The organism is [Flexibacter] sp. ATCC 35208, assembly GCF_001975825.1.
In the GTDB taxonomy this organism is placed as follows: Bacteria; Bacteroidota; Bacteroidia; order Chitinophagales; family Chitinophagaceae; genus Chitinophaga.
Map to the genome: position 1 here is coordinate 81339 of NZ_MTKN01000012.1, position 26171 is coordinate 107509.

General features: G+C 41.5%; 26 protein-coding genes. 13 read left to right on the forward strand and 13 right to left on the reverse strand.

All coding sequences use genetic code 11. The features are described 5' to 3' along the window. The first annotated feature begins 1 nt into the window (after position 1). The 10 genes from BW716_RS09725 to BW716_RS09765 all read left to right on the forward strand — a co-directional run bounded on the left by BW716_RS09725 (position 2) and on the right by BW716_RS09765 (position 13700). Positions 2-1450: a RagB/SusD family nutrient uptake outer membrane protein gene (locus BW716_RS09725; protein WP_083722342.1), complete on the forward strand. Its 1449-nt coding sequence runs from the start codon at positions 2-4 to the stop codon at positions 1448-1450. Then, positions 1437-2276 carry a DUF4843 domain-containing protein gene (locus tag BW716_RS09730; protein ID WP_179091065.1) on the forward strand — a complete coding sequence of 280 codons (840 nt, stop codon included), beginning with the start codon at positions 1437-1439 and terminating at the stop codon, positions 2274-2276. Before BW716_RS09725 ends, BW716_RS09730 begins: the two co-directional genes overlap by 14 nt. 1 nt (position 2277) lies before the next feature. Continuing rightward, positions 2278-3696, forward strand: coding sequence for a PKD-like family lipoprotein (locus BW716_RS09735; RefSeq protein ID WP_179091066.1), 1419 nt, complete (start codon positions 2278-2280; stop codon positions 3694-3696). Between the two features lie 18 nt (positions 3697-3714). Continuing rightward, positions 3715-4824 (forward strand): TlpA disulfide reductase family protein, encoded by a 1110-nt coding sequence (locus tag BW716_RS09740; protein ID WP_083722345.1) that lies wholly within the window; start codon positions 3715-3717, stop codon positions 4822-4824. Between the two features lie 118 nt (positions 4825-4942). Then, the gene (locus BW716_RS09745) at positions 4943-5530 is read left to right on the forward strand and encodes an RNA polymerase sigma factor (RefSeq protein WP_220388737.1); all 588 of its coding nucleotides are present in this window, start codon (positions 4943-4945) and stop codon (positions 5528-5530) included. 153 nt (positions 5531-5683) lie between these two features. Further along, on the forward strand, positions 5684-6136 hold the full coding sequence (locus tag BW716_RS09750) for a hypothetical protein (RefSeq protein ID WP_083722346.1): 453 nt from the start codon (positions 5684-5686) through the stop codon (positions 6134-6136). Positions 6137-6140: 4 nt separating this feature from the next. Next, positions 6141-6317, forward strand: a complete 177-nt coding sequence (locus BW716_RS36700) for a hypothetical protein (RefSeq protein ID WP_179091067.1) — start codon at positions 6141-6143, stop codon at positions 6315-6317. A gap of 294 nt (positions 6318-6611) precedes the next feature. Next, complete coding sequence (locus BW716_RS09755) at positions 6612-8678, forward strand: cellulase family glycosylhydrolase (RefSeq protein WP_083722347.1); 2067 nt, start codon at positions 6612-6614, stop codon at positions 8676-8678. A gap of 293 nt (positions 8679-8971) precedes the next feature. Continuing rightward, positions 8972-11329: an ABC transporter permease gene (locus BW716_RS09760; protein WP_083722348.1), complete on the forward strand. Its 2358-nt coding sequence runs from the start codon at positions 8972-8974 to the stop codon at positions 11327-11329. Between the two features lie 10 nt (positions 11330-11339). Continuing rightward, entirely contained in the window at positions 11340-13700 is a 2361-nt protein-coding gene (locus tag BW716_RS09765) for an ABC transporter permease (RefSeq protein WP_083722349.1), read from the forward strand. On the opposite strand, the gene BW716_RS09770 is transcribed toward BW716_RS09765, so the two are convergent. The 3 genes from BW716_RS09770 to BW716_RS09780 all read right to left on the reverse strand — a co-directional run bounded on the left by BW716_RS09770 (position 13697) and on the right by BW716_RS09780 (position 15582). Continuing rightward, on the reverse strand, positions 13697-14164 hold the full coding sequence (locus BW716_RS09770) for a hypothetical protein (protein ID WP_083722350.1): 468 nt from the start codon (positions 14162-14164) through the stop codon (positions 13697-13699). The genes BW716_RS09765 and BW716_RS09770 overlap by 4 nt on opposite strands. Before the next feature lie 726 nt (positions 14165-14890). Beyond that, positions 14891-15274 (reverse strand): DUF2750 domain-containing protein, encoded by a 384-nt coding sequence (locus BW716_RS09775; protein WP_083722351.1) that lies wholly within the window; start codon positions 15272-15274, stop codon positions 14891-14893. 11 nt (positions 15275-15285) lie between these two features. After that, entirely contained in the window at positions 15286-15582 is a 297-nt protein-coding gene (locus BW716_RS09780; RefSeq protein ID WP_083722352.1) for a hypothetical protein, read from the reverse strand. A 536-nt stretch (positions 15583-16118) separates the two neighbouring features. On the opposite strand from BW716_RS09780, the gene BW716_RS38960 reads away from it, so the two are divergent. After that, positions 16119-16478, forward strand: a complete 360-nt coding sequence (locus BW716_RS38960) for a transposase (protein ID WP_083722353.1) — start codon at positions 16119-16121, stop codon at positions 16476-16478. 492 nt (positions 16479-16970) lie between these two features. Here the strand turns inward: BW716_RS38960 and BW716_RS09790 are convergent, their stop codons facing one another. From BW716_RS09790 to BW716_RS09805, 4 genes are all read right to left on the reverse strand, one after another. Then, positions 16971-17372 (reverse strand): hypothetical protein, encoded by a 402-nt coding sequence (locus BW716_RS09790; protein ID WP_143708809.1) that lies wholly within the window; start codon positions 17370-17372, stop codon positions 16971-16973. A gap of 242 nt (positions 17373-17614) precedes the next feature. After that, the gene (locus BW716_RS09795; RefSeq protein ID WP_143708810.1) at positions 17615-17941 is read right to left on the reverse strand and encodes a DUF3592 domain-containing protein; all 327 of its coding nucleotides are present in this window, start codon (positions 17939-17941) and stop codon (positions 17615-17617) included. Between the two features lie 191 nt (positions 17942-18132). Further along, positions 18133-18495 (reverse strand): hypothetical protein, encoded by a 363-nt coding sequence (locus BW716_RS09800; RefSeq protein WP_083722356.1) that lies wholly within the window; start codon positions 18493-18495, stop codon positions 18133-18135. Between the two features lie 8 nt (positions 18496-18503). Next, positions 18504-19187 (reverse strand): RHS repeat domain-containing protein, encoded by a 684-nt coding sequence (locus BW716_RS09805; RefSeq protein WP_083722357.1) that lies wholly within the window; start codon positions 19185-19187, stop codon positions 18504-18506. A 229-nt stretch (positions 19188-19416) separates the two neighbouring features. On the opposite strand from BW716_RS09805, the gene BW716_RS36705 reads away from it, so the two are divergent. Next, positions 19417-19560 carry a hypothetical protein gene (locus tag BW716_RS36705; RefSeq protein WP_179091068.1) on the forward strand — a complete coding sequence of 48 codons (144 nt, stop codon included), beginning with the start codon at positions 19417-19419 and terminating at the stop codon, positions 19558-19560. Further along, on the forward strand, positions 19561-20097 hold the full coding sequence (locus tag BW716_RS09810) for a hypothetical protein (protein WP_083722358.1): 537 nt from the start codon (positions 19561-19563) through the stop codon (positions 20095-20097). It abuts the gene before it with no gap. 192 nt (positions 20098-20289) lie between these two features. On the opposite strand, the gene BW716_RS09815 is transcribed toward BW716_RS09810, so the two are convergent. Genes BW716_RS09815 through BW716_RS09840 form a run of 6 tightly spaced genes read right to left on the reverse strand, consistent with a single transcriptional unit; the run spans position 20290 to position 26151 of the window. Continuing rightward, positions 20290-21486: a TlpA disulfide reductase family protein gene (locus BW716_RS09815; protein WP_083722359.1), complete on the reverse strand. Its 1197-nt coding sequence runs from the start codon at positions 21484-21486 to the stop codon at positions 20290-20292. 9 nt (positions 21487-21495) lie between these two features. Further along, complete coding sequence (locus BW716_RS09820) at positions 21496-22647, reverse strand: TlpA disulfide reductase family protein (protein WP_083722360.1); 1152 nt, start codon at positions 22645-22647, stop codon at positions 21496-21498. A 5-nt stretch (positions 22648-22652) separates the two neighbouring features. Then, entirely contained in the window at positions 22653-23537 is an 885-nt protein-coding gene (locus tag BW716_RS09825; RefSeq protein ID WP_083722361.1) for a serine protease, read from the reverse strand. Positions 23538-23543: 6 nt separating this feature from the next. Continuing rightward, positions 23544-24656 (reverse strand): TlpA disulfide reductase family protein, encoded by a 1113-nt coding sequence (locus BW716_RS09830; RefSeq protein ID WP_083722362.1) that lies wholly within the window; start codon positions 24654-24656, stop codon positions 23544-23546. A 5-nt stretch (positions 24657-24661) separates the two neighbouring features. Beyond that, on the reverse strand, positions 24662-25159 hold the full coding sequence (locus tag BW716_RS09835) for a TlpA disulfide reductase family protein (protein ID WP_083722363.1): 498 nt from the start codon (positions 25157-25159) through the stop codon (positions 24662-24664). A gap of 2 nt (positions 25160-25161) precedes the next feature. Further along, a complete protein-coding gene (locus BW716_RS09840) occupies positions 25162-26151 on the reverse strand; it encodes a DUF1735 domain-containing protein (RefSeq protein WP_179091069.1) in 990 nt (329 codons plus the stop codon). Positions 26152-26171 lie beyond the last annotated feature (20 nt).

The window sequence follows — 26171 nt, forward strand, 5'->3', positions numbered from 1 at the left end:
CATGCGACTACTAATAACAACATTAATACTGGCCCTTACATTTACCTCCTGTAAAAAATGGCTGGATATACAACCGGAAAGTGAGATCTCTGACGAGGTTTTATATTCAACAGAAGAAGGTTTTCAGGAGGCACTGATCGGGGTGTATACCAAATGCTCACAGGAATCTCTTTATGGCAAAGAACTCACTGTAGGCACGCCGGAAGTACTGGCGCAAAACTATACCCTTACAGACAATGATGCGTATTATTATCTGAAGACCAGCAACTACATTTACACAGATGCTGACTTCATCAGCAGGAAAGACAATATCTGGCAGGGGTTGTACAATGCCATTGCCAACTGCAATCTGCTGCTGGCCAATATCGATAGTAAACAAAAGATATTTACTGGTAATAACTATGCATTGATTAAAGGGGAAGCACTCGCACTCAGAGCTTATATTCACTTTGATCTGTTGCGCCTGTTTGCGCCTGTCACGACTTCAGCTACAGGTATTCCTTACGTCACCAAATATTCAAAGGATATCACACCTATGTCTACAGTAGGTGCTGTACTGGACTCTGCCATCGACGACCTGAAGCGTGCAAAGGATTTGCTGGCTATAGATCCCATTATCAGCAAGGCATATATAGTAGGCTATCCTACTGAAAGTGATACGACCCTGAATACGGAAGAAAGCAATCCGGAACTATTTCTGCAGGACCGCCGTCACCGGTTGAACTACTATGCGGTATGCGGTACACTGGCCAGGGTATACCTTTATAAGAATGATAAAACCAATGCACTTACGAATGCACTGGAAGTGATCAACTCTAATAAATTTCCCTGGACAAACAACACTGATTTTCTGGCCGTAGATGATGATAAAAAAGATCGTATCCTTTATAAGGAACTGGTGTTCGGCTGGTACATTCCTTCAATGGCCACGACCTACAAGAATTCCTTTTTCCTGAGTAGCACCAGTGGTATACATCTCTCTGAAAATGCAGGTCAAACCATCTACGAAACCGGTGGCGCAGGTGCGGATGATCTTCGTTATAAAGAGTGGTTTGTGTCCAGCAGTGGTGCAACTTCCAATACACTGAACATTACCAAGTATCTCCATAATACAGACAATACAGCCACTGATGCGAACCTGCATTACATGATGGCACCGGCCATACGGCTGAGTGAGATGTACTACATCGCAGCAGAGTGTACTTCTAATGCTGATTATCTCAATACAGTACGCACCCACAGGGGCATTGGCAGCCCTGTCACAGGAGATCTGAATACAGCGTTATTGAAAGATGGCCGCAAAGAATGGTATGCGGAAGGACAGATCTTTTACATGTACAAAAGATTGAACCACGACATTGCGAGCCAGAACGGTAGCAGCATTCCTGCATCAGACAAAATATTTGTATTACCACTTCCAAACGATGAGATTCTTTATGGCGGAAGATAAAAAAGACGACACCATGAAAGCGATATATATCATCCTGCTGATGTGTCTATTTGCAGCATGTAAGAAAGCAGAAGAACTACACTATGATCATGCAGCCAATATCCATTTCGATCTGAGCAGCGGGGATAAGGATAGCATTGTATATACTTTTGCCTATACACCTACCCTTTCGCAGGATACGATCTGGTTGCCCGTGCAGTTGGCAGGTATTCAGGTCAATCAGGACAGAACATACAGTGCCTATGTAGAAACAGATTCCTCTACAGCACAGGCAGGTGTACATTATGAACCTTTGAAATCCACTTACACACTTCGTGCAGATACAGGCAGGGCATCCATTCCAGTAATCATCTACAATGTATCTGATCTGGAAAGTGAATCGGTCTCTTTAATGATCAAGCTAAAAGCTACCAATGATCTCGGCATTGAGATCCCGACTGCCGATGATGGCAGTAATCTCCTGAAAGCGAAGATCGTCTTCTCCGCTATGCTCGAAAAGCCAAACTGGTGGGATATGTGGCTGGGTAGTTACTATTCCCGTACCAAACATCAGCTCTTCCTGATCGTATCAGGTGTGACCACTCTTACCACCAACGGTCTTGATGCACCCCGCAATCTCTACCTGGTCAATCTGCTCACGGCTATGCTGAATGATCCTTTCAAATGGGTAGCTAATAATCCGACTAAAGGATATGTATTGGAAGCCAGTGGAGATGACTACTATTTCTATAGCATAGAGAATCCTGCGAGGAAGATATTGCTGCGCTGGAATGCAGCGGCTGGTAAATATTATTTCATTGACGAAAACGGCAAGGAGGTCAATTAATATGAAAAATCATCTGACAGCAATAATATGTTTTTTGCTCCTGACAGCGTGTTATAAGGACAAAGGCAATTATGATATAAATATGCCGCTTACACCTACGGTCAGTGGGTTGGATTCTATCTACAATGCAGTAGTGGGCGATAGTCTTATCATCACACCAAAGGTAACCATTGGCAATAGTGATTCGCTGGTGCTGGAATGGCGGATCAGTGCCCCGGAGAGTGAAACAGGTTTCCTGTATTTCACAGGTTCTTCCATGCGTATGCTCTTTGGTTTACAGGCCAATTTATATTCGGCCCGGCTTTCTGTGTACGACAAGAACAATGGTATCAGGTATTTTTATGCATTCCAGATACAGGGGGTGACGGATTTCACTGCTGGTACGACAGTGCTGAGTGTAGATAATGGTGTATCGAAACTCTCATTCATTACAACTGGTGGAGAAGTAAAACCCAATATCTATGAAACCGTGAATGGGCATAGTCTGCCACCGGATCCATTGCAGTTGTATTATATGAAAGACCAGGTGCAGGGAGATATGGCGCTGGGTTACTGGATCATATGTAAAAATGGTGGTGTCCGACTGAATGTAAGTAGTCTGCAGGATGATCCGACTTATCCGAATACATTGGCAGGTAATTTCTTTTCTGCACCGGATAGTATTGTAGTGGGATCTTTCCAGCAGGGTAACAGGGGTAGTCTGGTGGGTGTTGTGAATGACAAGTTCTATTCAGGTTATACCACTACGTGGAATCAGGCAACCTCCTTCGGGATGTTCGGTGATTATGCTGCCGGCACTTATAATCTGGCGCCTTCCTTTATTTCTACCCTGATCAATGGGTCTTATTCTTATATAGGCTTTGACAAGGATAAGCAACAGTTTGTACGCATCAGCGGCACGCCTTATTATTATGGCACGCAGTATACGACTACCAGTACGACGGCTTTTGATCCTACGAATGTAGGCCTGTCACTGATACATATGGAGCAGATAAATAGCGGGGATTGCTATGCCTATCTTAAAGGTGCTGATGGCATAGTATACGAATTAAAGTTCACCGTAAGTTTCACGAATAGTCCTTACACCTTTACGCCGGTTCAAAAGCGCGCTTTCATCCAGCAAAGCCTGATCAATGAAGATACCAAATGGCAGGCCGCAATCAATGGGGTACTTTATATCGCATCAGGAGAAAAGGTGTATCGATATAATCCTTTAAATCAGGAAGTACGTGCATTGGAAACTTCATTCGGTGAAAACACAGTAAGCATGATCAAGCTCTCCGACGATCAGGATACGCTCATTGCAGGAGCTGGCAACTCACTCTATTATATGGATATCAGCACAGGTAAATATGGGGTGCTGACAAAAACAATTACAGGAATTCCCGGAAAGCCAGTCGATATCGCATGGCGTCCATAACTTTTAAAATCATTCACTATGCATAAATTCATATTATTCTTGTTGCTACCAGTAATAGGCGTAGCACAACAAAAGACCTTCAATATTCAGGGAACAGCGCCTGTCGCTAAAAATGGGTGTAAGGTATATCTGAATTACCAATCCGAAGGCAAATTATTGATGGATTCCACTGCCGTAAAAGATGGGCAGTTTGCATTTAAGGGTAGTGTGAAGGAATTGTCTTATGCCCGCATGGTATTTGACCATGAAAACAAGGGGAGCTATTGGGTATTAAATATAGGAGACCGGTTCTATTTTTACCTGACGAATGAAACATACAAAGTGGCGGTAAAGGATTCTCTTAAAAAAGCAACGGTAACCGGGTCACCCACCCAAAAGGCATATGCCGCATTTCTGTCACAAATAGGTGGAGGGTTTATGAATATTATCGATTCTGCCAATCAGGAGATGAGTACAGCAGATACAGGAGCGATTCCCGCCATTCGCAAAAAATACGACAGCAAATTTGCTGCCATGCGTGAGAAAGAGAGAAAATTCATAAGCGCTCATCCTGATTCTTACTTTTCCATCGTTGCGCTGACAGATGTAGCGAACAGAGCCCCTATGAGTGAAGTAGAGACTTTATATAACGGCCTGAGTGAAAAAGTACGTACCACTACTCCAGGCAAGGAGATGAAATCCCGCATAGTAGCCACTCACACAATTCAGGTTGGGCTTGCTGCCCCTGAATTTGAGCAGCCTGATGTAAACGGTAAGCTCATCAAACTCTCCGACTACAGGGGAAAGTATGTACTGGTAGACTTCTGGGCCAGCTGGTGCCACCCGTGCAGGGAGGAAAATCCCAATCTGAAAAAGGCTTATGGGGTATTCAAAGAAAAAGGCATGGAAGTGCTGGCAGTTTCACTGGATGATAAGCAAACCCGGAATGCCTGGATCAAAGCGATTGAGACGGATGGCCTGCCATGGGTGCATGTTTCCGATCTGAAAGGCTGGCAGAACGAGGTGGCTGTATTGTATGGCATTCGTGCTGTACCGCAGAATTACCTCATTGACCCTGAAGGCAAAATCATAGCCCAGAACCTGAGAGGTCCGGAACTGACCAGCAAACTGGCAGAATATATACATTAGTTTATCCTCCTATTTTTCCCTATTTCACAGGTGTATCATATTAATCTATGATACACCTTTTTTTATTTAGTTATTTTTTATACTTTTCTTTCGACCTTGTTCATTTAACACTACCAGCTTGGCAAAACCTGATATTGAACTAGAATTATTACCAGACCATCAATTGCTGCAGCTACTTTCGGCGGGGAGCCAGGCGAGCTATACCGTCATTTATGAGAGATATAGTGAAATACTGTTCAGGCATGCCTATAATATGCTGGAAGACCGGGCTGAGGCGGAGGATGTGATCCAAGAGGTGTTTCTCATGCTTTGGACAAAAAGAGCCGGGGCAGCAGGGGCAAAATCACTTTCAGGTTATTTATATGCCAGCGTTCGTAACCGGATATTAAATCATCTTACACACCAGAAGGTCGTAGACAAATACCTGGATAGTATTCGAACTTATATGGAAGCAGGCGGTTATACCGCCGATGAGCTACTGCGCGAAAAAGAACTGGCGGCGGTGATAGAAAGAGAGATTGAGGCGATGCCGCCTAAGATGAGAGAAATATTTTTGATGAGTCGTGAACAGGAGTTGTCGCATAAGTCTATTGGAGAGTTGTTGAATATTTCTGATAAAACGGTTAAGCAGCAGGTGTATAAGGCGGTGAAGCAATTAAAGGGGAGGGTAGAAAATTTTTTGAAGGTGATACCTATATTTTTTTAAATCATTTTTTCGTAAATTAATAGTAGATCTATCATTAAAGGACATACGTTTACAATATTGAGTTTGTTACCCACAAATTTGTGAATATCATGCTCATTCCCTTCTCCACGGGGAATTTGATGGTTTGTTGCCCAGAAAAAAAACCATAATTTTATGAATACAGTTTATGTAGACACCTCTGTGTTTGGGGGGTGTTTTGAGAATGAATTTTCGGATTCAATTCTGGGGTTATTTAATGAGTTTAAGAGGGGGAAGAAGAAGATGATGATTTCAGAATTGGTAAGGGAGGAATTGAATGACGCCAGAGAAGAGGTAAAAAAACAGGTCACCAAAGTGCCAAAACTATTTAAGGTAGAAGTTAAACAAACTGTTAAAGCAGAACAATTAGGTATGATGTACGTTGAAGCAGGCGCATTAGGGTACAAGAGTTTAAGTGATGCTTATCATGTGGCAATGGCTACGTTGCATGGTGCAGATATACTGGCTAGCTGGAATTTTAAGCACATTGTAAATAAAGAGAAGATTGAACTTTTTAATTATATCAATCAAAAAATGGGGTATAGAAATATTAAAATTCGAACTCCTCAGGAAATTTTAAATCCATAACATTATGAAACCAAAAATTATACCCGGCTACGACTGCGTAGGCGAAGTAAGAAAAATCCGGGAGCAGATGCATGACCGGTTTAATGGGGATATGAGACAGTTATGTGCGTATCTCGATTCCCGCAGAGATTATAATGAAAAGAAATGGGGTGTAAAATTCATCGGCGATGATGAAGAATAATATAAAAGGTGAGCATGCTGCTCACCTTTTATATTATTTATGAATCTTTTCTATTGCACACCCTCATCCCCTTCTATCCTTAATAGAATCAAACACTTACATACTTTATCCTCCCAACCCTTCTCCCCTATCAAAATTTTTCTATATTTGACCCGATAAACCAATGCGGCTTTTTCTTTCCCTATCAATTAAAAGCCTCATAAACACTGTACCAAGGCATATCCTATATAGGTTTTTTCTTCCCATATCATTAAAAACCATAATAGATATCCCTTATCCATCAAAATAACCTAAATGAAAAGAACAATCATCTTATTGGTTAACCTGCTCCTCGCAGCTTTCACCTACGCACAAACACCCGTATCACTCAATGGCCAGTTGAAAGTAACCGGCACCAAACTCTGTAACCAGAACGGTTACCCTATTCAACTCAGAGGCATGAGCACCCACGGTATCCAATGGTACGCAGGCTGTATTACCGACGCCTCCCTGGATACCCTCAAAAGCGACTGGGGAGCAGACATCGTACGCATCGCCATGTACGTACAGGAAGGTGGTTACGAAACCAATCCCTCCTACTACACCTCCCTCGTTAAGAGCTATGTAGACAAAGTCACTGCCCGTGGCCTTTACGCCCTCATCGACTTCCACATCCTGACTCCCGGTGATCCAAATTACAACACCGACAGAGCCAAAACCTTCTTCACCGATATTGCCAACACCTACAAAAACTACAACAACGTTTTGTATGAAATATGCAATGAACCAAACGGCGTGACCTGGGCTACCATCAAGAACTACGCTGATCAGATCATTCCACTCATCAGAGGCATCGACAATGACGCTGTCATTTGCGTAGGAACCAGAGGATGGTCTTCATTAGGTCTCTCAGAAGGCAGTACGGCCCAGGAGATCCTCGACAATCCACTCAGCTATGCAAATGTGATGTATAGCTTTCACTTCTATGCAAAAAGCCACCAGGATTATTACATCAATCACCTGGACTGGGCATCTGACCGCCTGCCGGTTTTCGTGACCGAATTCGGTACACAGGAAGCCTCCGGCGATGGCGCCAATGACCTCACCATGAGTCAACGTTATATGGATCTGTGCAAAAGCAAAAAAATCAGCTGGACGAACTGGAACTTCAGCGACAACCCTTATAGTGGCGCTGTATGGAACAGTGGCACCTGTTCTGGTAACACCTGGACCACCAGCCAACTCAAAGAGGCCGGTGTTTTTATCCGTAATAACATGCGTACTGCGGATGATTTCGGATCCACCAACAATGGTACGAATATCGCACTCGGCAAAACTGTGACCGTATCCTCTACTGAAAGTTCTACTACCTCCCTCGTTGGTTCCAACGCTGTGGATGGTAGTTACACCACCCGCTGGTCTTCTACCCTCTATGCTGATCCGCAGTGGATCACTGTAGACCTGGGTAGCTCCTACATTGTTTCTGAAGTAAAACTGACCTGGGAAGCGGCTTATGCAAAAGATTACCTTGTACAGGTATCTGCTGATAATACCAATTGGACCACGGTAAAAACAGTTGCAGGAAATACCAGTTTAACCAACGATCACACCGGTTTATCCGCCACCGGCAGATATGTACGTATCTATGGTACTGCCCGTGGTTCTGCCTATGGCTATTCATTATATGAGCTGGAAGTATATGGAACAAATGCTAACAATCCTAACCTGGCATTGAACAAAACAACCTCTACCTCTTCTGTAGAAGCCACTGGCCTGGAAGGCAATTATGCAGTAGATGGCAATACGGCTACCCGCTGGTCTTCTACCCTCTATGCTGATCCACAATGGATCAAGGTAGACCTGGGCAGCAGCTATTCCATTGGTGAAGTAAAACTGATCTGGGAAGCCGCTTATGCAAAAGACTACCTTGTACAGGTATCTGCTGATAATACCAACTGGACCACGGTAAAAACAGTTGCAGGAAATACCAGTTTAACCAACGATCACACCGGCTTATCTGCTACCGGCAGATATGTACGCATTTACGGTACTGCCCGTGGCTCTGCCTATGGCTATTCATTATATGAACTGGAAGTGTATAGTGGCAGCAGCAGCGCACTAAAAACAGTGGCGACCAACAGTAAGTTGCAGGATATTATTTTATACCCTGTTCCTGCTCACGATCACTTAACTATCACATTGCCTGCAAGTGAACAAAAAACCTATATCAGTATGGGCGACATGAGTGGTACGAAGTATCGCACCGTGACCACTACTGACAGGGTCTATAATATGAATATCGCCAAACTACCTGCCGGCGTATATTTCATCATGATCCAACAGGGTGATCAAAGAACTATTAAAAAGATAGTAAAGCAATAAACAAAAAGGCCACGCAAATTGCGTGGCCTTTTTGTTACTTCAATTCTGCAATTTTCGATTTTGCATAATCAATATCTTCCTGCCCCCCAACCTTCACCAATAGGCATATCAATAGCGTTCTCAAACGTGGGTACAACATGACTCTAAAATATAAAAATATGTATCATTATTGTACAGTATTTGTCCGCAACCGGACAAATCCCCTGCAAACTATGGAAATAATTATCTGATTTTTAGCAATTTATGATCCGGCATTGCCTTTGAAGCGAACCGTACAGACTGAATAATTTAGCATGTTCAAAAATTACTTCAAAATTGCATTTAGAAATCTGGTAAGAACAAAGACGTTCTCCTTTATTAATATCACCGGCCTTGTAATGGGAATGTCCTGTTGCATGCTCATCTGCCTGTGGATCTACAATGAAGTAACATTTGACAAGTTTCATCAGAACCGCGCTACCATCTACCAGGCCTATAACCGCACTACCCTTGACGGTAAACTATTCTGCTGGAATGCGACTCCCAAACCACTGGCTGCTGCACTCAAACAGGATTATCCGGGTATTGCAAATACCTGCCGTACTTCTTATACTACATTTGTAACAGTAGCAGGTGAAAAAAAGATTTCTTCAAAGGGCATGTTTGTAGATACGACCTTCCTGAATATGTTCACCTTTCCTTTACTGAAAGGGAACATCAACACCTTGCTGAGTGATCCGTATGTGATGGTGGTAACAGAAAAGATGGCGAAGAAAATGTTTGGTACCACCGACGTCATCGACAAAATGATTGGTATTGACGGTCAAAATTTCAAAATAACCGGGGTACTAAAAGACCTGCCTATCAACAGCACATTTGATTTTGAATACCTCCTGTCCTGGTTCTACCTGAAAGCCAAAGGATACGATGGCCAGTACTGGGGTGATAACAGCATATATACTTTTGTTCAGCTGGCACCCAACGTAGCTGAAGCTACCATGGATGCCCGTATTAAGGATGTAACCAGAAAACACTCCAATGGAGAAATGCCCATTGATGTGTTCCTCCATCCCATGAGTAAGTGGCACTTATATTCCAAATTTGAAGATGGGAAAATCGCTGGCGGTCGTATTGAAATTGTAAGAATGTTCGGCTTCATTGCCATTTTCATACTCCTGATCGCCTGCATCAATTTCATGAACCTTAGTACTGCACGTAGTGAAAAACGTGCGAAAGAAGTCGGTATCCGGAAAGTAGTTGGCGCTATGAAAAAATCACTGATCAGTCAGTTCCTCATAGAATCTATTCTGCTCACCACCATCGCCGGCATACTATCCATCATACTTGTCTTCATCATATTACCAGCCTTCAATCACCTGATCAACCAGGAACTTACACTACCTTATAATAGTATTCTTTTCTGGACGGTACTGGTTGCCTTCATTCTATTTACAGGTATGCTGGCAGGCAGTTACCCTGCATTCTTCCTCTCCTCTTTCAATCCTGCCGGTATATTCAGGGGCTCGTTCAAAAAGCTGAAAGGTGCTGTCAGTCCACGTAAAGTATTAGTGGTATTGCAATTCTGTATCTCTATTATATTGATTATATCTACGGTGATTGTAATCCGCCAGTTAGACTATGCGCGTAACCGGAATGCCGGTTTCACAGGTGATCTGGTCATGTACCATTCATTGAATGCAGAATTATGGAAGAACCGCGATGTAGTAAGAAACGAGTTGATAGCAGCCGGGTTAGCATCTTCTGTCACCGCTACCAATGCCAAACTCACACAACAATATAGTTCTACGTGGGGAATATTCTGGAGAGGTAAGCCGGAGAAAGATAATACCATATTCGAGCGAAAAGCAGAAGATGGCGGATTAGTGAAAACAGCTGGACTGAAATTGATACAGGGACGCGACATTGATTTAGTTAACTTTCCGTCTGACTCATCAGCTGTACTCCTGAATGAAACTGCGTTAAAAATAATGGGCTTCAAAAACCCGATTGGCGAAATCGTGAAAGATAATGACAGAGAATACCATGTGATTGGCGTATTTGGCGACATCATATTTGACTCTCCCTACGAAAATGCGGCACCTGTTCTCTTAACCGGCCCTAAATTTACAGAACTGGGTATACTCAATATCAAACTGGCGCCTGCTGCTGATGTTGTAAAACAGGTGCAGCAAATAGAAAAGATCTATGCTAAATATTGCCCCAGCTATCCTTTCGAATATCATTTTGTAAATGAAGATCATGCAAAGAAATTCGAGGATATGCAGCGCACAGCGAGACTGACTACTTTGTTTGCCATCCTGACTATCTTCATCTCCTGCCTGGGGTTATTTGGACTGGCAAGCTATATCGCTGAAGGAAGGATAAAGGAAATCGGCATCCGCAAAATACTAGGAGCATCTACTGCGAAGATCATCAAATTGCTGACAAAAGACTTTATTGTTTTAGTAGTTATTGCATTTATAATAGCAGGCCCTATCGCCTGGTATGCCATGCACCAATGGCTGCAGGGTTATGCCTACAGGATCGGGATAGATTGGTGGATCTTTGCAGGCGCAGGTGTACTGGTCATTATGATTTCTATGATCACCACCGGCTATCATGCATATAAAGCGACATTGACAAATCCCGTAAAGAGTCTGAAAGCAGAATAAATCATTTATTATGTTTAAAAGTTACTTCATTATAGCATACAGGAACCTGCTACGGAGCAAATCCTTTTCCCTGATCAATATTACAGGGTTAGTATTGGGTATTGGATGCTGTATGCTGATATGTTTATGGATCTATAATGAAGTCAGCTATGACAAGTTTCATAAGAATAAAGATTATCTATACCAGGCGTGGAACAGAGGCACTTTTGATAATAAACTGCAATGCTGGAATGTGGTACCTGATCCATTGGCTGCAGCACTGAAGGATGAATATGCCGGTATAAAAAACACCTGCCGTACAGATATCCGCTGGTTTGTAACGGCTGTAGGCGAAAAGAAACTTTCTACAAAGGCACTTGTGGTGGATCCGTCCTTTTTATCGATGTTCAGTTTTCCGCTGGTAAAGGGGAATCGGGAGACAGTGTTGAATGATGTTTTATCGATTGTGATCACAGAGAAGATGGCGAAGAAAATGTTTGGTACAGCAGATCCGATGGACCAGATAATAACAATCGATAAGGATCAGTTCAAAGTGACGGGTGTTTTAAAAGATCTTCCTTTAAACAGTACATTCAATTTTGAATACCTGCTCCCATGGAAGTATTATGCTTACTTATCAGGCAATGAAGATGCTTCCTGGAAAAACAACTCAGTGAATGTATTCGTTCAACTTACACCCAATACCACAGCGGCTGCTATCAATCAACAGATCAGGGATGTTACGAAAAAACATACTGGAGACAAAGAGGATACGGAAGTTTTCCTCCATCCCATGAGTAAATGGCATTTGTATTCCAACTTTGAAAATGGGGTGATATCAGGTGGCCGTATTGAGATAGTCAGATTGTTTGGCATCATTGCCAGTTTTATATTGTTGATTGCATGTATCAATTTTATGAACCTGAGTACGGCACGAAGTGAAAAGCGGGCGAAGGAAGTAGGTATTCGTAAAGCAGTCGGTGCACAGAAAAAATCTCTCATCCTGCAGTTCCTGCTGGAATCACTTATGGTGGTGACCATTGCTGGTATATTGGCGCTCATAGCAGTATTCCTCTTGTTGCCGGTCTTCAATTTACTCATCAATCAGGAACTTGTATTACCGTATGGCAATTGGATATTCTGGGCTACACTGGTAGGTTTTATTCTACTGACCGGCTTACTGGCGGGCAGTTATCCGGCATTTTTCCTTTCTTCTTTTCATCCTGCCGGCATCTTCAGACGTACTTTCAAAAAAGGTCATGGCACGATCAATCACCGTAAGGTACTGGTGGTATTGCAATTCTGTATTGCCATTACGCTCATTATATCTACAGTGATTGTGGTCCGTCAATTAGAACACGCACGTAACAGGAATGCGGGTTTTTCTGGAGACCTGTTGATGTATCACTGGAATAATCCAACACTCAATAATAATTTTGGCGCCCTTAAGAATGAGCTGTTATCTACGGGTATTGCGACCTCCGTGACCCGTACGGCGTCACAACTGACAGAGCCGTTCAGCTCATCGACCTCCGTAAAATGGAGGGGAAAAGATCCTAATGACAATACCGATTTTGAACGCGGCGCACAGGATGAAGGATTGATCACCACAGCAGGTCTACAACTGCTACAGGGGCGGGACCTGGACCTGGCAAGGTATCCGGCTGATTCAACGGCTGTGATCATCAATGAATCGGCGATGAAGGCCATGGGCTTTACCCATCCTATTGGCGAAGTAGTGCATGAATTCGAAACAGATTATCATGTAGTAGGTGTATTTGGTGATTATATATTTGGCTCTCCTTATGAGCATACACATCCGATGATTATTGTGGGTGCAAAGAATATGTTTTTCAATATTATTCATATGAAGCTGGCAGCGGGTGGAGATGTAGTAAAACAAGTGCAGGCAGCAGAAAAACTCTTTAATAAATATAATCCGGATTATCCGTTTGAATACCATTTTGTGAACAAGGATTATGAATTGAAATTCGTGGATATGTCTATTGTGGCGCGTTTAACTACCTTATTTGCTGTGCTGACGGTGCTGATATCCTGTCTTGGTTTGTTTGGGCTGGCAAGTTATATGGCGGAAGAGCGGATTAAGGAAATTGGTATTCGCAAGGTACTGGGCGCTTCGGTCGTGAGGATTATTAGTTTGCTGACGAAGGATTTTCTGGTACTGGTAGGCATTGCGCTGTTAATAGCGGCTCCTATAGCATGGTATGCCATGCACCAGTGGTTGCAGCGATATGCTTACAGAACAATGATCGACTGGTGGGTGTTTGTAGCAACAGGGTTATTGATGATATTGATTTCCCTGCTCACCACTGGCTATCATGCCTGCAAAGCGGCGCTGATGAATCCTGTTAAAAGTTTGAAGTCGGATTAATATAATGTTAGAATGATTCTTTCTTCTTTGTTGAAAAAGAAAGTATCTCCTTCTTTTTTACCGTGTAGCAGTTTTGCCAAAGGTGATAAAGGAGATAGGAAAAATACGGTCTCTTCATTGATGGTTTGTTTACCTAAGCCTGCGGCGATGAAAAAGGATTGACCTTTACAATTAATAAAGGAGCCCGGTTGTGCGGTGGTGTAGATTTTTTCAGTGTTTACTTTTTGTAGTCTGTCCAGTTCCAGCTTATTTTCTTCCTGCTGGCGACTGTGCATGTCTTTTTCAAGGTGCCCCATGGCACGGCCGGTTTCATATTTATCACCTGCGGAGCTTTTTTCTTCATTATTGGCAGCTTCCTGCGCATTGGCAATCATTTGTTTTGCCAATTCGATACGCTTATTGATTAATGCCAGCCCTGTGTTTTTTAGATTGGTTTTAAAGGCAATCATCTCCTGAATCGTCATAAGTGTTATATTTATGCTGCTATGAAGGGTATTTTCTTTTTTATAGATTTATTATTAATGTCGTTTAGTTAAGCAAATTTCATCGAAAAGTAGTTAAAAATGGCTACAAGATCAGTAAATTTGTTTTACTGAAAAAACGAACAAGGATTATAGGACAAAAGTAGTTAAACATATAGTAAAACTGATTGATAATGATCAATACAAGACCCGTAACAAAGACGGTGAAAAAGGATTTACCCGGAATCGTAAACTTACATTCAAAGAACTAATAGTACTTATAAGCCGTGGTATGATGCGATCAATTCAGCGTGAGCTTAACGATTTTTTTGGAAATATTCTTGATCAGGACTATAGTATACAGCAAATAACAAAGGGAGCCTTGAGTCAATCCCGAGCAAAATTAATCCCTGAAGCATTTAAAGATCTGAACACAGAGGCCGGCAGAACTTTCTATGAGGATGCGCCCTATCTTAGGTGGAAAGGGCATCGTTTATTAGCGGCAGACGGCAGTACTTGTGTAATGCCGAATCACAAAACAACCAGGGAAGAATTTGGGGTACATAATATGGGTAGGCATGCAGATGCCGAACGCTGCATAGCTACTACTTCGCTGATGTATGATGTGTTAAAAGCTAAAGCATCCCAATTTGATAGCTCTGCCGCTCTATTTCCTAAACTGTCAACCTTGTCAAATAAATGCAAATTACTATCGGTAGTAATTATAAATCAATATTTATCCATTTCTTCATTTACCAGATTTAAAAACAAATCAATTTCTATTACACTTCCCTTACCTGTGTTAAGAGGGAACAGAGAAATTTTAAAATTCTCTCTTTGAAAAATTGGAATATCAAATTTTAAAAAATCGTCCATACTTACTGAATTAACTTTACAATCAGCATACTCAACCTCAGCGAAAAGATCTGCAAATTCCTTAAATGGCCAGATTGGCACTATTATATTACTAAATTCGTCATTTAATAAAACAAGCTTTTTATCTCTTTCAATGAACCAAACAACACCCAAATCTACAATTCGCTTAATTGTGTATTCAAGACGAGTATTGGCATCTTGGTTAATCATTGAGTTAATTTCCTTTTCATTTATCATGGTAAATATATTTATTGACTTCTTCTATAGTCTCTTTCTACTTGGTGCTGAGTTTTATGTAAATCAATATCTTGAACCTTAGAATGATCTATTGCATCTTTAATTTTGTCCCCAAAAACCGCTAATGTTCCAACTACACCCAGCGAAGTTAAACCTGCGCCTATAGATTCTATTACACCTTCAACAACCGGAATAGGAACGGGGCCAATCTGGCCTATTACACCCGGACCAACAGGTTCATCACCTAGAAAATCGCTAAATCTAACAGGATTATCATAGTTCGAAGCATAGGGGCTCCATGCTTCCATATCGTCTACCTTAGGATCTATTTGTCCCCATCTACCTGTCTGCGGATCTAATGTAAGATAAAAAGCTTCAAATTGGTCGAGGTCAAAATCATCGTCAAATTCAATTCCATTATACTTCTTTTATTTTCCGGGTACAATTGCCCTTTTAAGGCTTTGCTGCTAATCCCCGCCATCGTCAGCCCAAATGGGTAATAGTGAGTTTCTTCTAACAATGGTCCACTATTATGAGATATAACTAAACAGAATCCATGTTAGTAGTCGAAACATGAATATCTTTCTAGCCGTAAGTAATGCTAGATCAACTACTGTTTGAAGTTTCATTTCTTTGTTTTTTCTAAGAGTATGTTTAAATTTCAGTGGGTCCAAAATTAGGAAAGTACGAATCGATCAATTAGTTTGGATTTACCACAAAACAAACTATGAGAAGCAAGTTCACATTATTGACCGATTCGCACTGGGAAAGTATTAAAAATATATTAACGGACAAAAGAAAGCGTAAATATTGCCTTCGGACTATTTTCAATGCTATATTATAGATTTGCAGAACCGGCAGTCAGTGGAGTAATCTAAGCAGTGAATATCTATACTGGCAGATAGTTTACTACTATTTTGACAAATGGAAGAAATCAGGAGTGCTGGAACAGGTGATGTTAAAATTGGTAAGGAAGGAAAGAATTTATCAGGGACACAATTACGCTCCATCAGTAGGTGCTATTGATAGTCAAAGCGTAAAGAAAAGTGCATTTGTAAGTATAGAAACCGGTATTGATGGAGGCAAACATATCAATGGGCGAAAGAGACACCTGGCAGTTGATAGTTTAGGATTACCGATTGCGATATATATTGTAATGTATCTTTTTTGTAGAGGAACATTCCATCATAATCAGAAACTGTAGTAGCAGCAGGTGTAACGGAGATATCAATCACAGTTTCTTCATTTTGACTCCGGTAGCGTTGTATTGATATGTGATTATTCCTTTGTTTGTAAAAGTGATCTGCTCGGCAAGTTCAAATAATTGTAGGTAATGGCACTTATCCCTTTATTCAGGTCCTGAATCAGATTACCATTCCAACTTGTGCGATGCCAATGTCTATAATTGTCTTTGTCGCTTTCGTAGTAGCTGGCGGAAAGATTTTTTTATCATACCCGCATACTACTTTTTTTATGTTTACACCCGGTATAGAGGTATAAATTAAGTAAACCAATTAAAAGTCCAATTGCCCTACGGTACGAACGTCGGAGATTTAGCATTATAGATAGGTTAATAATGTTGTTTGTGTATTGACTATGGTATTTTTTTGAAACCGAATAAAAGGCAAACGGCTTGAGTCCAATACAAGATCGAACTCAAGCCGTCTAATCAAAAACAGGCTTCAATATTTCCTTTTTAATATGGAATATTGAGCGCATCTATTTTCATAAATCTAATATTGTTATCAGAAAGAAATATCCTACCGGCGGCATTCACCGGATAAAACCAATCGCAACTATTAGGGACAGATGAGCTGGCGATATGATTAGCCTTAGCAACATATTGCCTATTCTTTAATACAAGAACGAGTATCGGCTTTTTACTGTCAGTAAGTATTCTGAGTTTTTCAGGGCTGATAATTTTTATCTCAATTTCATATTTATCTTCTGAGACTAATTCCAACTCATTTTGGCGAATTTTTATTGTATCATAAATCATATGGCTAATCTCAATATTCTGATACTGAGAATGAAAATTAATTTCCCTTTCGCTTAGATTTTGAGGACTATTTGCGATCATAATAGCCAGTTTCGCCATCTTTATCACCTTTAACTTGACCATAAACTGAAAGTTCAAATCTTAAATCGGATAATTTCATAACTTCTGGTTTGATAATCTATCCATTCTTTGAATAAACAGGTATAAATGCGTAGCACTTTCTGAAATAGCTGGCAGAATAGACTGTTTGCCTACCTGCACATATTTTCTCCTACTATTAAACACCTAAAAGCACAAATATCCGCAGACAACACCTGCGGATATTTGTGCTTCAATAAAAATTATTTAGATGTACGAATTCGTCTATTCAGAAAAGGCCAGGATTTTACGTACTCAACATCAACAGAGTCACCTATCTGAAATTTGGAATCTTGTGAATCATTCGTATAGGCTTCTCCATTGATATAAAAAACATACGAATAAGAGCCATCATGACTCACTGGGCTATTACCAGTGGGATTTTTCTCATCAATAATTACGGCCCTGGTCCGCTGCGCATCGTGCTTTAATAAATATCCAGTTAGTATCCTTCTACCAACCTTACAGATAAAAAAACCAAACAAAATTAAAAAGAAAATAATTGTTCCTATTTTTTTTAGTTTATTCATAGCGTTTTTATTTCTGTTTTTTCTTTTACCTTATCTTTTGCACCACCAGTTATAACCTTAGATGCACTTTCAAGGGTCTTCTCAGTACCTTCCACTATCGCCTCTGCTCCTTTCTTAATGGCTTGATTAGTACTTCTCGTAACCCTTCCTCCTGCAGCCCTAACCGCACTTTTAGCAGTTTTGGCAAGTGCTCATTTATTAACACCAACTGTAGATAAAATCTTCCCTGCATTTTTAGCCGCACCGGCTGCAACAGCATCAACAGCTAAATCCATCACTGTATTCTTAACAAGATTAACTGCGTTTGTTTCTACTTTAACCTGTAATCCATTTTCAGATGTCTTTACTTCTACTGCATTATTAATTGCTGCTGTACCTACCTTTAGCGCCACTTTTGCCGCAACCCTTGATACTACACTCCCCCCACTCGTAACAGCCCCTGTCACAGCTGCTGTACCTATTGACACTAAATTGATATTATTAGTCCAGGGATGCTCTTTTCCTTGATAATAATTTGTAGCAACCTGCTCACCATAATCAACCTCTGTGCCCACTATAGCACCTAAAATATTACCCCATATTTTCCCGTCAGGGTCATTATTCTAATCGGGTCATTGATCGCATAATGGTATGGAGTCCAGCTTTCTTGTTCTCCATCATCAGGTAAGGGATCGATTTGTAAAAATCTGCCTATTTGCTGATTGTATGTCCGTGCATTAAAATCATACAATTCTAAGCCTGATCCATCTCCAAATTCTTTCGACTGCAACTCATTACCATTGTATTTCTTCCTATTCTCCGGATAATTCACACCTTTGAGCGCAGATGAACTAATATCCGCCATCTTCAGCCCATATGGGTAATAGTGAGTTTCTTCTAACAGTGGTCCACTATTGTGAGATATAACAAGATTGTCGAAGTAGACATTCTCCCCACTCTCATTACTCGTATAAATATAAACAAATCCTGTTTTTTTAATAACAAACTTCTCTACCGTCAATGTTTGTAATTCATCAGGATTTCCCTGTACCTGTTTCACACCACTATTATCATCTGCCATGTTGAACAGGTCGTCAAAAAGTACATAGGTAAGATACGCCTTTGGTTTAGTAGCAAGGTTCTCATCAGCATCCTTGCTGATCAACTCTTCGTACTCACTGGATGTATATGCTGACGAAATAGCGGAATTTAAATCCTCCCCTAATAAGTATCCTAAACAAATTAATAGAACGAATGCAATTGCCATATGTAAAGAAGTTTGGGAAGGCCTATGGATTAAGACAATGGTCTCCAAACCTATAATGGCAATTGATCATATCCTTCATAAAACATGTGAAAGCATTAGGATTGGGAGAAAGTTCCCTCGCAATCACAAAGCTAAAAAACCACCAGCGATGGGATATAAACAGCTTTAGTCTTAACTAAACGACATTGAAATAAACATTGTATTTTCCCCCCAAACCTATGCCTCAGAAATGAATTACGAAATCATCAGGGACGAAGCTGTATTGCGCGCATTTATCGACTGGCTGCCAGTACTCGAAGAAAGCGAAGTATATTATGTCTCATTACTTGCCAGAAGCAAATATTCTGATACGATCAAGTCAGATAAGCAATAATTGAAAAGGTTCACCAGCCGGAAAGAAGATCACTTTAACAAGATCTGGCAACTGGAATGCCCCATTGGTGCTTACACACAAAAAGGTGAACCCATTCCACAGGAAGCCCTTGCCATCTACATTACCCCGAATCCAAGGAGTATGCACGATGCCATTTTCAGTTCTCTTGTTACACTGGCAAAGACGATTCAACATAAAAACATGTTGGCAAATCCTCATCAGGAAGTGATGAATGAAATTCAGAAATCCAAAGGCAGGAGCTGTTTTGTGGATTTTGATTTTGACTATAAAGATGAAAAATTCGGAGAGGAGTTAAAACGAAATATTTATGAGCGGGTAGATCAATCGGCCAAAGTACAGTTCGTAGAAACGAGAGAAGGATTTCATGTATTGGTGGATCCGACTTCTGTTGAAGTGCCATTCAAAAAAAGATGGTACCAAAGCATCACTGAATTGCCCCATGTAGATCAGGCGGGTGATCAGTTGATTCCTATTCCGGGGTGCACGCTGGGAGGATTTATGCCGATCTTATTTTAAATCATTCAATGAATATATAATCAGTTTCAGAAGTGGGCGTCTCGAATTTCTGAGACGCCCACTTTTTATTCGGGTACCAGATGGAGAGAATTTTCGTATATGCCATTCTCATGGCCTTCCTGTTACTTATGATACATCCCCTATTAGGGAACCTAAGGAGATAAGTAGTCTTTTAAGCAATTCTGAGGAGGTTTATTTATTTTTGATACTTCCACCTCTACTTAAAGTAATCATTTCCTCCAATTCATTTACCGCCTCCTCTTCTGTCCCATTAGACCCCTTCATACTAAATCGTATATATCCCTCTTTATCAATAATAAATTTAGCGGGTATACCATCCACCCCATACTGCTTCACCACGGCATCTTTTTCATCACGCAATACCCTGAATGTATACTGTTTCTTTCCCAAAAAGTCGTTAATTGCAGGCGCTACATCATTGCTATACTCCCACGTATCTATAAAAAGGAAAACAACGGATGTATCTGCACCATATTTATTAACCGCCTTCTGCATGGCCGGAAACGAGGCTTTACACGGCACACACCAGGTAGCCCAGAAGTCGAGCACCACTACCTTGCCTACATAATCTTCCAGTCGGACCACCTTTCCTTCCAGATCTTTTAGTTCAAACACAGGAGCTTTCAGCTTTACGGTCGATCGCCTGATGCTATCACTGAACTCATGGGTTATCCGGGCCTTAACGCCCGATAAATAGGTATCAAACCCCAATGTATCTGAACCATGCAATGCAATATACGCCTGCTTCATTTTCTGCTCCACAGCCGGCCCTCCTGCCCTCGCTTTCAACATCGCTGTATACGTATCCAATGCTTCCTTATATCTTGCGGCGCGTACCAGCATATCCCCTTTCAATCGCATCAAACCAGGTCTGTTCTTCTCTGAACTATACCCCATTTTGTCAGTTAACCACTGAATCGCCTCTTCATACTTCTCCTGCTTCTCCAATACACCCGTCAATAACACTAATGACGACGCGAGAATGGAAGCTGGCGTGACACCGTTTCCCTGTTTATCCAGGTACTTCACCGCCGTATCCACCGCCAATTTCGCAAACCGCTCCGTATTCGACAGGTCACTGGCATTTTCAAAAGACCTTGCTATTCTGAAATACTGGTTACACTTTTCTGGCCCGTATTGCAACTGACCTACATACTCATCGACCTTCGCAGTATTTCGTTCATATGCAAATTCAGCCGCTATATAAGACCTGATATCATCCAGCTTACTGATGCTGAAACTATCATGCAACGTACTTTTATAGACAGAATCCATCATCCTGCCCTTCGACAGCTGATAGATATTAGAAAGCTGTGCTTTAAGACCTGCAGGTATTCCAACCAGGATTAATAAAAGAAAATATCGCATCTTTATTGGTTAGCTTTTCCCAAATAGTTCTTCCAGCTTTTGTTCCAGTTCCTCTCCCCGCAGGTTCTTCGCCACTATCTTCCCGGAAGGATCCAGCAGGAAATTTGCAGGTATCGCCTTCAGGTTATACATCATAGCAACAGGACTCGTCCAACCAGCCAGGTCTGACAACTGCATCCATGGCAAACCATCTTTCTCTATTGCCTTCAGCCATTTCTCTCTGCCATCATTCCCTTCATCCAGCGAGAACCCTACTATCGTAAAATTCTTCTCCCTGAATCTATTATAAGCCTTTACTACATTAGGATTTTCATGACGGCAAGGCACACACCAGCTGGCCCAGAAATCGACCAACACATACTTTCCCCTAAAGCTTTTCAGGGAAACATTTTCTCCTGAGGTATTCTGCGCTGTAAATTCAGGCGCCTCTCCACCTATATCCAATACCGTCGCTTTCTTAATCATTCTTGCAAATAACTGCCCCTGCGCAGACGATTTCAGTGAAGGATCCAGTATATCAAAACCTGCTACCGCTTTATCCATCTTTGTAGCAGGATCAAAATATGACCGCAATGAAAGCAATGACACCAGGGACTTTGGATGTCGGGTCACAAAACCCAATACTGCGCTATCCCTTTGCGCAGTCACCGCTTCATAACGCATTCTTACCACACCGGCTTCCAGCGAATCTTCTGTACCATTAGCTGCTGCATACTGTTGCTCCAATAACGCTACCTTCTTTTGAATCGGTGCCAGCAGATCTACTAATGCCTGTTGATCATCATTCAGCGCTGTACCACCTATTCTGGCATGCTTTAACGAATCAACAGCTGTCACCTTCACGGTGCCGTTTTCCAGGTATACCGGTACATTATCACCCATCCCTATACTTTGCGGCATAATACCTCCATGTGTTACATACAGAAATGCTTTCTGCTTCATGGGACTCGTTCCTGTTATTGTAAACGTTCCATTCACTACATCCACCGTATCAAATACCATCTTACCCGGCAACATATGCATTAACACTGCCTTATTATTCTTCTCTGCTGCAAGTTTTTTGATAGTACCTTCCAGCTTAAACTGTTGTGGATCCTGTGCTTTCAGCACTCCCGGCACCATTGCACAAGAAACCAGCATATATTTTAAAACTCTGTTCATTTGAATTATTTTGTCATGATTGAATAAATAGATCTTACGGGAATAGTCTGCTTCACTACCATCTGCAAATCCTGCCGCTGGCTGCTAAAAATAGAATGCGTACTTGATACAACCCCAACCAATCCGCCAAATTCATTGACGATTGGACCTCCACTGGAACCAATGGCATAATCAGCAGTGATATCCATTCTTTCCGTATTGGCACCAAACTCTTCATACTTTGCATTCCGGGCCACATGTCCTGCTGAAAAGTAATACGGGAATCCTTCAGGATTAGACAGCAAATAAACCGGGGCTCCTACAGGCGCTTCATTTCCCAATGTGATGGGATGTATTTTAATCCCATGGTTATTTTTGATCGTAAACAGGGCCAGATCTGCATTTTCATCATAACTCAACACTTTGTCTATGCTAAATACATTGCCATTTACATCAGACAAAAACAGGGTGCTATCCATTTCATAAAACCCGGGAGTCTTTTTAAATAACACTTCAAATACATGATGATTGGTTACCATGGTTCCCTCTTCATTAACCGGAAATGCGGTCGCTGAAATAGAAATCCCTTCTATATTTTTATCTGTTTTTCTGAAAAACTTCCAGATCACAAATACCTGGTCATTTAATTGTTTCGCTACTTCTACAGCAGTCATTGGTTTGCGCGCTTTGGCCCGTTCATATTTCACGGTCACCTTTTGTGACGGAACGACATTGACAGCTTGTGCCCATAGTTCCCTGAACCCTTTCATACCTCCCTGCTCCATTTCGGCTCTCGCATTATTATATACTAAATTCCTGAACTTTTCGTCATCGCGGAATCGCATTGTATCCTGTGCAAACAATGAACCTGCTCTCAACAACAGTCCTAATAATACTAACTTTCTAAACATGAATGATTAATTTAAAATTGCAGCCAATTGTTTTTCTAAATCCTCTCCTCTGAGATTCAGTGCAATGATTTTCCCTGTAGGATCTAATAGAAAATTTGTAGGTAACGCCGTTACACCATACAGTTTAGCAACTGATGTGTTAGGGTCTATAAAATCAACCAGGTTTGTCCAGGTATACTGGTCTTTTTCTACCGCTTTCTTCCAGTCATCGGCTTCCTTATCTACTGAGAAACTGATGATTTCAAATTTCTTATTCCTGAACTTTTCATAGCTGCTCACAAGGTTTGGACTTTCCCTGCGACAAGGTCCGCACCAGCTGGCCCAGAAATCGAGCAATACATATTTCCCTCTGAAGTCTGATAAATGTTTTTCAGTTCCCAACAGATCTTTTGCAGCAAAATCAGGCGCGGTTTTACCAATACCCAGTTTAAATACATTTTCGATAGCCTCTTTATATATCTCCCCGGATGAGGAAGCCTTTACGGAGTCTGACATTGCATTAAACAGGCTGGATGCCAGTTCTACATTATCAGTGGGATTAAAATTATTCTTCAATGCATGCATCGCCACCAGTGAGTTAGGATGTGACTGGATAAATCCAACCAGGTTGGTTTGCAATAATACATCCAGTTGCTTATAATCATCCATCAATTGCATCCGCTTTACAGAATCTGGTTCGTTCTTAAATTTCTCAACAATACCCGCCTGTAATTCTTTCAGGTTACCAACACTGTTTACCATTTCCTGCTGGTCCTTATTCAGCTGTGAACCACCTACCTTTGCATGCGTCAATGAATCAGGAGATGTAACTTCTATCACGCCATCTTCGAGATAAATAGCGACCTGGTCGGAGATTCTTCCTGAATTCACCCTCTCACCACCCTGCCGCATAAAGATGTTTACACGTTGTTTCAGGTCCACTGCCCCTGACAAAGTGAATTCATTGTTCTTCACTTCGGCAGAATCTGTCTGTATGTATCTATTCCTATACATAATAAATACCTTCGCCGGCTCTTTTACATGCCCCAGCTTTCCTTTGATTACAAAATGCTGCTGTGCCTTTGCCATGCCAAAGGAACCCGCCAGCAATACTAACAGCATACTTACTTTACACCTCATACCTTTTATTTAAGTTTTTTTAAGAACGTAATGGTTTGTTCATTCGATGGGCGTGTCATTGAAAACTGCATGACTTTCCCCTTTTTATCCAGCAGTATAAATCGTGGAATCCGGTCTATCCGGAAGGCCTGTACAAACATTGTATCACTGGCCCACCATTGTACCCCTCCATTGATCCCATATCCATTCATCCCTCCTTTCCACCGGTATTCCTGCTGGTCTATTGAAATACTGACCACTTCTATTTTCCGTGGATCAACAGCGTGTTCCAGCTCTTTTAGGAAGGGATATTCCTTACGACATGGATAACACCAGGAAGCCCAGATGTCCAGGTATACATATTTCCCTTCGAACTCCTGCAATGAATGTTGCACGCCTGCGGTATCTGCAAACCTGTACTGATAAGCACCCAGTGTTGCAGCATAAGCCACTGTATCTTTCAACTCCTGCCCTTTCACGCCATTACACCACAACAGGCCTAGTACGATAAATATTCTTTTCATAATTATTGAAAAACGTAAAAACTAAACAAAGCATAAGATGTCACACCTTTTCTGGCTGGTGCGCTTAAAGGATCATTCGAATCTGTCACCAGCTTTACCCCCATAAGGTAAAAGGTACCTGGCTTAAATGCTGAATAATTACTGAATGAAACCGTAAGACTATCTTTGCTGTACAATGTATTGGGGGCTACAGTCGCACTGGATTTCGTAATTGCATAAGTACCCTCGGGGAACCGTTCGTAGGTCGTATATGCAGCTGCTGAAAAAGCAGTGATGAGTGAATCGCTGACGTCTGTAACTGCATAGGCATGCAATTCATCAACAGGATAACGTACCCCTGCCGCCACACTTATGTTCAGGGAGGCCGGACCAATTGGCTGACCGGAATCATCTGTCGAAAGGTATAATCCCCAGTACTGGCTACCATTTCGTGCGTACGGATAACTATACCCAAAACTGGCACCTCCATTAATATAAAGATCCACCGCCGTAATGGTGACCATCATTTTGAAAAACACGATAGACGTAGCCACTTGTCCTCCATTATTGGCAGTCAGTCTGACCGGTACCAGGTAGAGGGTACTGTCTTTCAGTTTTGATGCGTCATTTAATGTGATGTACAGCGAATCTGTAGCCGTATTTTCACCGGCAGCAATCCGGTAGCTACCGTTAAATGATGGTAGAAAAGCTGTTGCACTAATGGAAGGATTCGTTTCATTGTACAATATATTATAAGAAGCAACGAGCGAAGTATCAATAGTAGCCGTCACCACAGTCTCTCCCGAAGCATTGCCTGTCAGGGATACCGGAAATCCGCGGTAAGTCAGCGTTTTTTCTCCTGACGTAACTCCATTTAAAATTATAGCGTTACCTGTTTCTATATAGGAATATTTGTAGGATCCTAATTCCCTGGCCAGCTCAGTCAACGCATCGTCTTTCTTCGTGCAGGACACGAGTATTAATAATAATATTGCGACACCATATCTTTTCATAAATACATGCTGAATTTGAT

Excerpts from the sequence above, each read along its gene's own strand:
- BW716_RS09725 (WP_083722342.1), top strand. The coding sequence starts at position 2 with ATGCGACTACTAATAACAACATTAATACTGGCCCTTACATTTACCTCC.
- BW716_RS09730 (WP_179091065.1), top strand. The coding sequence starts at position 1,437 with ATGGCGGAAGATAAAAAAGACGACACCATGAAAGCGATATATATCATC.
- BW716_RS09735 (WP_179091066.1), top strand. The coding sequence starts at position 2,278 with ATGAAAAATCATCTGACAGCAATAATATGTTTTTTGCTCCTGACAGCG.
- BW716_RS09740 (WP_083722345.1), top strand. The coding sequence starts at position 3,715 with ATGCATAAATTCATATTATTCTTGTTGCTACCAGTAATAGGCGTAGCA.
- BW716_RS09750 (WP_083722346.1), top strand. The coding sequence starts at position 5,684 with ATGAATACAGTTTATGTAGACACCTCTGTGTTTGGGGGGTGTTTTGAG.
- BW716_RS36700 (WP_179091067.1), top strand. The coding sequence starts at position 6,141 with ATGAAACCAAAAATTATACCCGGCTACGACTGCGTAGGCGAAGTAAGA.
- BW716_RS09755 (WP_083722347.1), top strand. The coding sequence starts at position 6,612 with ATGAAAAGAACAATCATCTTATTGGTTAACCTGCTCCTCGCAGCTTTC.
- BW716_RS09760 (WP_083722348.1), top strand. The coding sequence starts at position 8,972 with ATGTTCAAAAATTACTTCAAAATTGCATTTAGAAATCTGGTAAGAACA.
- BW716_RS09765 (WP_083722349.1), top strand. The coding sequence starts at position 11,340 with ATGTTTAAAAGTTACTTCATTATAGCATACAGGAACCTGCTACGGAGC.
- BW716_RS09770 (WP_083722350.1), bottom strand. The coding sequence starts at position 14,164 with ATGACGATTCAGGAGATGATTGCCTTTAAAACCAATCTAAAAAACACA.
- BW716_RS09775 (WP_083722351.1), bottom strand. The coding sequence starts at position 15,274 with ATGATAAATGAAAAGGAAATTAACTCAATGATTAACCAAGATGCCAAT.
- BW716_RS09780 (WP_083722352.1), bottom strand. The coding sequence starts at position 15,582 with ATGGAAGCATGGAGCCCCTATGCTTCGAACTATGATAATCCTGTTAGA.
- BW716_RS09790 (WP_143708809.1), bottom strand. The coding sequence starts at position 17,372 with ATGGCGAAACTGGCTATTATGATCGCAAATAGTCCTCAAAATCTAAGC.
- BW716_RS09795 (WP_143708810.1), bottom strand. The coding sequence starts at position 17,941 with ATGAATAAACTAAAAAAAATAGGAACAATTATTTTCTTTTTAATTTTG.
- BW716_RS09805 (WP_083722357.1), bottom strand. The coding sequence starts at position 19,187 with ATGGCAATTGCATTCGTTCTATTAATTTGTTTAGGATACTTATTAGGG.
- BW716_RS36705 (WP_179091068.1), top strand. The coding sequence starts at position 19,417 with ATGAATTACGAAATCATCAGGGACGAAGCTGTATTGCGCGCATTTATC.
- BW716_RS09815 (WP_083722359.1), bottom strand. The coding sequence starts at position 21,486 with ATGCGATATTTTCTTTTATTAATCCTGGTTGGAATACCTGCAGGTCTT.
- BW716_RS09820 (WP_083722360.1), bottom strand. The coding sequence starts at position 22,647 with ATGAACAGAGTTTTAAAATATATGCTGGTTTCTTGTGCAATGGTGCCG.
- BW716_RS09825 (WP_083722361.1), bottom strand. The coding sequence starts at position 23,537 with ATGTTTAGAAAGTTAGTATTATTAGGACTGTTGTTGAGAGCAGGTTCA.
- BW716_RS09830 (WP_083722362.1), bottom strand. The coding sequence starts at position 24,656 with ATGAGGTGTAAAGTAAGTATGCTGTTAGTATTGCTGGCGGGTTCCTTT.
- BW716_RS09835 (WP_083722363.1), bottom strand. The coding sequence starts at position 25,159 with ATGAAAAGAATATTTATCGTACTAGGCCTGTTGTGGTGTAATGGCGTG.
- BW716_RS09840 (WP_179091069.1), bottom strand. The coding sequence starts at position 26,151 with ATGAAAAGATATGGTGTCGCAATATTATTATTAATACTCGTGTCCTGC.